Source organism: Paenibacillus sp. sptzw28 (genome assembly GCF_019550795.1).
Taxonomy (GTDB): Bacteria; Bacillota; Bacilli; order Paenibacillales; family Paenibacillaceae; genus Paenibacillus_Z.
Genome location: NZ_CP080545.1, coordinates 808,373 through 817,500 on the forward strand (window position 1 = coordinate 808,373; position 9,128 = coordinate 817,500).

General features: G+C 53.3%; 6 protein-coding genes (1 of these 6 cut by a window edge). All 6 read left to right on the forward strand.

Going from position 1 to position 9,128, the window contains the following annotated elements:
• Positions 1-70: 70 nt before the first annotated feature.
• Positions 71-1,906, forward strand: coding sequence for an AfsR/SARP family transcriptional regulator (locus KZ483_RS03720; protein ID WP_220351424.1), 1,836 nt, complete (start codon positions 71-73; stop codon positions 1,904-1,906).
• Complete coding sequence (locus KZ483_RS03725) at positions 1,897-4,050, forward strand: ATP-binding SpoIIE family protein phosphatase (protein WP_220351425.1); 2,154 nt, start codon at positions 1,897-1,899, stop codon at positions 4,048-4,050. The genes KZ483_RS03720 and KZ483_RS03725 overlap by 10 nt, the downstream gene beginning before the upstream one ends.
• Before the next feature lie 16 nt (positions 4,051-4,066).
• The gene (locus KZ483_RS03730; RefSeq protein WP_220351426.1) at positions 4,067-4,432 is read left to right on the forward strand and encodes an STAS domain-containing protein; all 366 of its coding nucleotides are present in this window, start codon (positions 4,067-4,069) and stop codon (positions 4,430-4,432) included.
• A 22-nt stretch (positions 4,433-4,454) separates the two neighbouring features.
• Positions 4,455-5,159, forward strand: coding sequence for a heptaprenylglyceryl phosphate synthase (locus KZ483_RS03735; RefSeq protein ID WP_220351427.1), 705 nt, complete (start codon positions 4,455-4,457; stop codon positions 5,157-5,159).
• A 209-nt stretch (positions 5,160-5,368) separates the two neighbouring features.
• Entirely contained in the window at positions 5,369-7,696 is a 2,328-nt protein-coding gene (pcrA, locus tag KZ483_RS03740) for a DNA helicase PcrA (RefSeq protein WP_220351428.1), read from the forward strand.
• Positions 7,697-7,764: 68 nt separating this feature from the next.
• A protein-coding gene (ligA, locus tag KZ483_RS03745) for an NAD-dependent DNA ligase LigA (RefSeq protein WP_258881525.1) crosses the window boundary here: on the forward strand, positions 7,765-9,128 show its 5' portion. The gene runs 679 nt beyond the window's last position; 1,364 of the gene's 2,043 nt are visible here — the first part of the coding sequence; it begins with the start codon at positions 7,765-7,767; its stop codon lies off the right edge, out of view.

Genomic DNA, 9,128 nt, shown 5'->3' on the forward strand with positions numbered 1-9,128 from the left:
CTCTAATACTGCAAGCGCTCAATTTATTTACATGGAATCGCTTGGCAGTTAAAAGGTGAACGTGGTGAGTATGCATAATGAAGATAGATTAAATAAGCTAACGACCCAAAACGATTCATCGCTAAAAGAAGTATTAAATCTGGAGCAGTCAATTCTCGACGGTAAAATGCCTTCAATGGATCGGCTTCTTGCGATCCCGGAGAGAGTGCGGATGAAATCGCCGCTGCTGCTCCGCGCAGAGTGTGAGGATGGAATGCTTAACGGGCGGCTCGCTCAGACACAGCAGCTGCTGGAAGCTGCACTGAAAGGGTTCGCCGCACAAGCAGACGAAGCTTCGATGTTAACGATGATGGGAATGCTGGGTCTTCTGTACGAACAGGTCGGTGACCGCCAGGAATCACAAACTTTCATGGCGCTGCTTTATCAAGAGTGGAGCCGATCACCGGAAAGCTGCGGAGGCTTTGTGCCATGGGCCATCGCACGGGCGGCAGCAAACGGAAGCATACCTTCGGATTATAAACCTCACGCCTCTCCGGACACGCTGTTTCTTGCGGCTGCGGAACGGTTCAGGCAGGAAAGCAAACCGCTATGGTCAGGATTTGTTTTGCTGGACCGACTCCTTTTCGATCCGAATTCGATTGCCGAGTCGGAGTGGCAGTTGTGGCTTCACTGGTTAAAAAGGAATGTAGTGGATGAACCCTATGGAGAAACACTTTACCATATACTCAATAACAAGCTGGCAACCAGCGAGCAATGCTCTTTATTGCCCACGAGATATTCGTATTTATGCAGGGCAGTCTTTCTTGGCGAGGTAGATGAGAAACCTGCACCGCCGCTTGCGGGGGATATCGAAATTCAAATTTTTGAGGCGGCTGCACAAGTTAAACGGTTTCTGGCAGATGAAGATCTCCGGCAAGCCGCTGTATCCCTTGAAACGATGAAGAAATTGCAAAAGCTTGTATCGACGCCTGCAACGCTGCGCTTGACGGCTAAGCTGCAAGCGGCGTTAGATCATACAGCTGCCGATGTTAAGGGGAAGGAAAACGTTTCCAAGGATATATCCGGGAACGGCCAGACTGCAGTTACTTCAGGCCTTCCGACTGCTCCCATACCGGTAGATCCAGCGTCATACCAGGCTGCAGAAGGGGACCCGCCTATCGTTCCTTCACATTGGCGTATTAAATTGTTTGACGGTATCCGCTTCCACTCACCGGATGGGAGAGCAGCAGAGCCCCGGTGGAAACGAAGAAAAGCCGGGGAATTGCTTGTTTACCTCCTTCTTCAGCCTGGTTACAAAGCAAATCGCGAGCAGGTTATCGAGCGTATATTCGGAGAAGGCGACCCGGCGAAGATGTCCAACCAGCTTTATGTAACGCTCCATGATTTGCGGCAATCGCTGAAAGAGACGGGACTGTCCGAAGATCCGGTATACGCAAAACGCGGAGTGATCGCGGTTGATGAGCATATAGTCGGCCATGTTGACGCGGAGACTTACATTACGCTCTCGCGTGTAGGAGATCAGCTGTGGAAGGACGACCGGGAAGCAGCCTGCCGTTTATATGATGAAGCACTGCCTCTTTACGGTCAGCTGGGAACCGAGCTGCCTCACGCGGAATGGCTGGACCGGCTTCGCGATCAAATGCTTGACCGCCAGACCATTATGCTCAAAAGACTGGCGATGTACTATGCGGAGATTCAAGACGACTCTCGCGCGGAGCAGCGGCTGGGTGAGTGGATATCGCTCCGCCCCGATCAGGAGGAAGCCTACGAAACGATTATCCGTCACTGCCTGGAGCGCGGACGCAGATCGGAGGCGATTGGGTGGTACCGGCGGCTTGAGCGCATGTGCGTCAAGCAACTGGGAACTGAGCCCAACGAGCAGATTAAGCGGCTTCTATGGACATGATGCAGCTGCCGCCAAAGCAGGGACCTTCTATTGGAGGGACTATGCTCAAGAAATTGTTCATCGTTTATATGTTCTCACTGCTCGCCGGCATACTCTTGCTTCATACGGAGAATCATTTAATATTGAACGGAACGTTCCAGGAATTTCTGCCGGTTACACTCCCGGCAACTATGATCGGATCCGCCGCTATCGCTATACTTTTGACATGGATTTCGATTTGGAGACTGAAACCGGCCTTTCTCATACTGGGAAGCAGTGCGGCGGACAGTGACACTCGCCGTGCGCTCAGCCGTCTCTTTTATTTACCATACGAGATATCGGGCGGCATCATTGTTCTCGGTTTTCTCTTTTCAATCGTTTATAACGGGTTTGTTATTCCTGGGGACCGGTATGCAGCGGGTACTCATACCTCGGCAATGTGGGCTAATGTTTTAGCCAATATGACAAGCGAAATAAGTCTTTCCATTACGATTTCGATCTTTATTTTCATCTCCCTGCGCTGGCTGCTGCGGCCTGTTATTTCTCAGCTTCAGCCATGGCCGGGAAGTTTTGCGGGGCGTACATCGATCGTACATCCGCTTCTCGTTACCTACGGCGGAACGTTTCTTGTGGCGATATTGAATTTATTTCAGATGGCGCTTGTTGCTGCAGGGGCGGGCGAGCCGATTGATCCGTACAAGTTCGGCGGAACCGCATTGTTTTATTTTATAATGGGATTCATCCTTTTCTGTTATATTACCATCCAGTTCAGAGGCGAGCTGCATGTGTTAATCCGTAATATTCGCGGGTTGGTAGGGGGCCGTAAACAGCTTAGCGGTAAAATGCCGGTAGTTTCTCACGATGAAGCGGGCGAACTGGCGGTTGCCTTTAACGAGCTGCAATTCCGTGTCGACCGTGAGTATGAATCACTGGAACGCGAATTGAAGCTTGCTTATAACGTACAGCAGAAGCTTTTGCCCCAGGGCGATTTAAAGATCGGCTCCTATCGTATCACCGCCCGCTGTCAGCCGTACCGGGAGGTTGGGGGCGATTTTTACGATGTTGTTTCACTTAACCCGGGCCGATTCGCCGTTATGATAGGAGATGTTTCGGGCAAAGGTATGCCAGCCGCGCTTCTGATGTCGGCGCTGCTTCTGCTGTTCCGGGCTGAGATCAGACGAAACGCCAGTCCCTCTGAAGTGATGGCCAGAATGAACCGGCAGTTATGCGAGGCGATGGGGGAAGAAGGCTCAGTTTCGATTGGCGTTGGAGTCATCGACATGACAACGGACACGATTCAATATGCCAGCGCAGGACACCTTTCGCCATATATCGTATCGGCAGACGGCAGTTTCCGCGTCGTCGACTGCAGCTCGCTGCCGATAGGATTCGATCCTGAAGCGGCTTATGAAGAGGTGAATTTGCAGCTTGAGCCGTGCGACCGGTTTGTGCTCTATACCGACGGATTAATAGAGGCGGTCGACCAGAGCGGCAATATGTACAGCTTTGAGGGGCTGGAAGCGGAGCTCAAGACATGGCGACCCGATATAGACTTGTCAGCGCTGGTCGATGAGTGGCTGGAGAGGATGGACAGGCAAAGAGGCCCGGGCAGTGATGATCGGACGGTAGTTATACTCGATCTCGCCGGGAAATACCGCAGCGCTCTTTCACAGCTGGATGTCCCGGAGAAGGACAGATCCGAAGCGGCCCAGCTTCTGCAGAACCAGTTCATGTCCCGGGAATGGTCGATCCCGAGCATGCTTGGGGGTGAGCGGGCAATCGCGGAGGAGATTGGCGCATGGATTGAGGAAAGCTGGCCGGAAACCAATATCCGGGAGGATGTCCAAAGCGCGATGGCTGAGGCAATCATTAACGCCGTTGAACATGGGAATGAATTAAGGCAATCAACGTATGTAGCCATTTTGGCACAAATTGGAAGTCGGCTTGCAGTTTGCAAGGTTTATGACGAAGGCGGCGGTTATTTTCCGAACGCATCGAAGGAAGAAGAAGAGATGGCGAAGAGGCGCGAATCGGACGATCCCCGGGGCTGGGGGCTCCTCATTATCGATTCGCTTGCCGATTATTGGGCGACAGGGCGGGATGAACGGGGCTTTTATACGGAGCTGTATTTTCTGCGTAAAACCAAACCGGCCTATGAACAATGAAAGTGAGGTCCTGGCGATGAAACAACCATTTGTGCTGGAAAGGCGGCAAATTCCGAGCGGCATGGTGCTGAAGCTGAGCGGTGAGCTCACGAAATCCGCAGAAGACGATTTGATAGCGGGATTTGAAGGCGAGAGCGGGCTTGGGACAAGCATCCGCTTTATGGCGCTGGATTTAACGCAGGTAGCTTATATCAACAGCGGGGGAATGGCGGTTCTGATTCGGCTGGCCCGGATGGGACGCAAAGCGGGCGTCCATACGTTTGCATGGGGAGTAACCCCCCATTATGAGAAGCTGTTTCGAATGGTGGGGTTAACCGAATATCTCATGCTCTACCCGAATGAATTTGCCGTACTTCAACGAATTGAATCATTAGAATTGTAAATATTCGGAGGTTTTTTAGCCTATGCAGCCGGTAATTTTTCACCGTTGGAGACACGCTTTTAAGCTGGATCCCGATAAAGAACTCAGTGACGATGCGCTGGAGGCGATATGCATGTCGGGGACGGATGCGGTTATCGTGGGAGGATCAAGCGGGATTACGTATGACAATACGGTCGATCTGTTGTCGCGTATCCGGCGTTACGAGGTGCCCTGTGCCCTTGAAGTATCGTCCGAGGACGCAGCGGTACCCGGTTTTGATCACTATTTCATCCCCCTTGTGCTGAACACCCGGAGTGCGGAATGGATGGCCGGCCGGCAGATCCAGGCGCTTCGTAAATTCGGTTCTTTTATCCCGTGGGAGGACACGTCTGCGGAAGGGTATTTGATATTGAATCCGGAATCGGAAGCGGCGAGGGTAACCGACGCGCGAACACAGCATGATGCAGAAAGCATTGCGGCGCACGTTTTTATGGCCGACCGGCTCATGCGGCTTCCGGTTGTTTACCTCGAATACAGCGGGACGTTTGGCGATATGGGCTTGGTGAAGCGGGCTCGGTCTCTTCTTACAGGGGCCAGGCTGTTTTACGGAGGGGGCATCGACAGCGCTGAGAAAGCCCGGGAAGCGGCTGGGGCGGCGGATACAGTCATTGTAGGAAATGCGGTATACGACTGCTTGGAAGCCGCATTATTAACGGTGCAAGCGGTACAAGCTGTCCAATTAAATTGAATGTGGTTTTCCAAAATGAATCGGCTGCATCACGGTTCTTTCGGAGAGCCGCTTTTCTTTTATAAAGGCTGTGCGATAACGATTGACACGGCCCGCACGGTTGTCTATCCTGAGGATAGGCGAACAAATGCGAACATCAGCCTTGATTCAACCTAAAATTATTCTGTTTTCGGGTTTCCGGGGCAAGCTGAAAGGAGCTTGTTATTTTTATGTCGAACGAATTGAGCATCGACCAGGCGGTACAGAAATTGAATCCTCCGCAGCGCGAGGCAGTCCAGGCGACGGAAGGGCCTTTACTCATTATGGCGGGGGCCGGCAGCGGCAAGACCCGCGTGCTCACCCACCGCATCGCTTACCTTATTGAGAAGCGGCGAGTGGCGCCTTGGAGCATTCTCGCTATTACATTTACAAATAAAGCGGCACGCGAAATGCAGCAGAGGGTTGCGTCGCTCGTCGGACCTTCGGGCCAGGACATTTGGGTATCCACGTTTCACTCGATGTGTGTCCGTATTTTACGCAAAGACATCAGCCGGATCGGGTTTACATCCAGCTTTTCCATATTGGACTCGGCCGATCAGCTTTCCGTTATCCGCAATTGTATGAAGGATCTTAATATTGATACAAAGAAATTTGAACCCAAGAGCGTTCAAGCGGCGATCGGCGGCGCGAAGAACGAACTCCTCACCCCCGAGCGGTTCGAGAACAAAATCGGGGATTACTTCGACCAAATCGTCGCCAAAGTGTACAAATCCTATCAGAAGCGGCTGAAGAGCAACAATTCGCTTGATTTCGACGACCTGATTATGATGGCTATCAAGCTGTTTACGGATGAGCCGGACGTATTGAATTTCTACCAGAATAAATTCCGCTACATTCATGTCGACGAATATCAGGACACGAATAAGGCACAGTATATGCTTTGCCGGATGCTTGCCGATAAACACCATAACATTTGCGTCGTCGGCGACAGCGACCAGTCGATTTACCGCTGGCGCGGTGCGGACATCACAAATATTTTGAATTTTGAGGGAGACTACCCTGAGGCGAGAACCATTCTGCTGGAGCAGAATTACCGGTCTACGGCCAATATTCTGAATGCGGCTAATGCAGTGATAAAGCAGAACACCGGGCGCAAGTCCAAGAAGCTCTGGACCGACCGCGGCGAAGGCGACTCGATTACCGTTTATCAAGCAGATTCGGAGCATGAGGAAGGATACTTCATTACCTCGGAAATCCGCAAAAATGTCTCGAACGGCCGCAAATTCTCCGATCATGCAATTTTGTACCGGGCGAATGCACAATCCCGGGTAATAGAGGAAACGCTGATCAAATCCGATATTCCGTATCAAATTGTAGGCGGTATCCGATTCTATGACCGTAAAGAGATCAAGGATCTGCTTGCTTATCTGCGACTTATCTCCAATCCCGACGACGACATCAGCTTTGCAAGGATCGTCAATGTTCCCAAGCGAGGCATCGGCGACACAACGGTCGCCCGTCTGGCGGAGGAAGCGGGTCAGCGGGGCATCTCGATCTTCGCGCTGCTGGAGCAGCTGGATTGGCTCGAAGTGACAGGCCGGGCGCGTACTGCCCTCCGGGAATTCAGGGACATGATCGATAATGTGACCCGGATGGTCGAGTATTTATCGGTCACCGAATTAACGGAAAAGGTGCTGGAGATGAGCGGCTATCGCGAGGAACTGGTGCGTGAGAATACGCTCGAGTCGAAGGCTCGACTCGAGAATATCGAAGAGTTCCTGTCGGTGACGCAGGACTTTGAGAAGCGTAACGAGGACAAGTCGCTCGTCTCGTTCCTTACGGATCTGGCGCTTATCGCGGATATTGATTCGATGGATAAGGCCGAGCCGGAGGGCGGCGTCAAGGATGCCATCGTTCTTATGACAATGCATAGCGCAAAAGGCCTCGAATTCCCGGTAGTGTTTATTATCGGGATGGAGGAAGGCGTATTCCCCCACAGCCGCACGCTCATGGACAACGAGGAGCTGGAAGAAGAGCGCCGATTGGCGTATGTCGGCATCACACGCGCAGAAGAGCGTCTCTACTTGACCTGCGCGCGGATGCGTACGCTGTTCGGGCGGACAAGCGCGAATATGCCTTCGCGCTTTCTGGGGGAAGTGCCCGGCGAAGTGAAGGAGGAAGCTTCCTCCTTCGGCCGGGAGGCAATGCGGCAAGCCGGCGGCCGCTATGGCGGAGCCGCGGGAGCCGGCGGGGCCGGGTTCGGGTTCCGCGGCGGGAGCGCAGGCCGCCCGGGAATCGGCGGCGCGGCGGAAAGCAGCCGCGGCGGCGTGAGGGTCAGTACGCCGCTCGACGCTGCCCGCGCCGCAGGTGCCGCCTCCGGCGGCGAAGTGCCAGGCGATTTTGCGGCCGGCGATAAAGTATCCCACGGTAAATGGGGCGTCGGTACGGTAGTCGCCGTACGCGGCAGCGGCAACGACAAAGAACTGCAAATAGCGTTTCCAGCCCCGGTAGGGGTAAAAAAACTGCTTGCGAGCTTCGCGCCGATTACGAAAATATAATTAACAGCTGCAGCCGCACCGCAGATTCCTGCGTCTGCCGGCAGCAGCGAGAGAGGAAGGATCGCCCGATGACAACCGCAATGGAACCGGGAAGCAGCGCAGAGCAGCAGAAGCTGGCGCGTATGCGCGAGCTCTCTGAACAGATCGAGCACTATAATCACCATTATTACACATTGGATCAGCCGACGATCAGCGATAAAGAATACGATGAGCTGTATGACGAGCTCGTCCGGCTCGAACAGCAGACCGGTTATGTGCTGCCTGAATCCCCGACACTTCGGGTAGGCGGCGACATCTTGAAAGGCTTCGATCCGCACCGCCACCGGGCGCGGCTGTGGAGTTTGGACAAAGCGCAGAATCAGGAGGATCTGCTCGCTTGGAATACGCGCGTTCGAAGGGTTATTGCCGACTTTAATGCAAAAAATCCGGGCACCGACCCTCTTCCGGATCCGACCTACGTAGTGGAACTGAAATTCGATGGACTTACACTTAATCTGACGTATGATTTGGGCCGGCTTGTTCAGGCGTCGACCCGAGGCAACGGTGTGGTCGGCGAAGGTATTTTGGCGCAGGTAAAGACAATCAAATCAATCCCGCTCACCATACCTTTTACCGGAGGCATTATCGAGGTGCAGGGCGAAGGGCTCATGAACCTGTCGGTTCTTGAGGCTTATAACCGGACAGCTGCCGAACCTCTGAAAAATGCCCGTAACGCAGCAGCCGGCGCGCTTCGCAACCAAAATCCCCGTATTACGGCGGAACGGAAGCTGACCGCGTATTTCTATAATATCGGTTACGCGGAGGGCGTCTCTTTCGACAATCATATGGAGATGCTTGAATTTCTCCGTGCAAACAGGTTTAAAGTGAATCCGTACGCCACGTACTGGAATTCAATTGAAGATGTACAGGAGGAGCTGCATCGGATAGCCGCAATCCGAGGCGAGCTCGATTACCTGATCGACGGCGCGGTGGTCAAGCTGACCGACATGCGCACTCGCGAGGCGCTTGGCTATACGGACAAGTTCCCGCGCTGGTCGGTTGCTTTTAAATTCGAAGCCGAAGAAACGACTACTGTATTGGAATCAGTCTCATGGGAAGTCGGCCGAACGGGCAAAATAACGCCGGTAGCTCGGGTTGAGCCTGTTGACCTTGCCGGAGTCACCGTGCAGAACTGCACACTTAATAATATGGGCGACATTGAACGAAAAAACCTGAAGAATGCGCTGGGAACTCGTGTCTTTATCCGCCGTTCCAATGATGTCATACCGGAGATCCTCGGCAAAGCCGACGAGGAGACGGGACAGGAAATCGTTTTTCCGACTGTTTGCCCTGCCTGCGGTACACTGCTCGAGCTGAAAGGCGCGCACCTGTTCTGCACGAACAAGCTTGGCTGCAGGCCGCAGACGATAGGCCGAATCACGCATTTCTCATC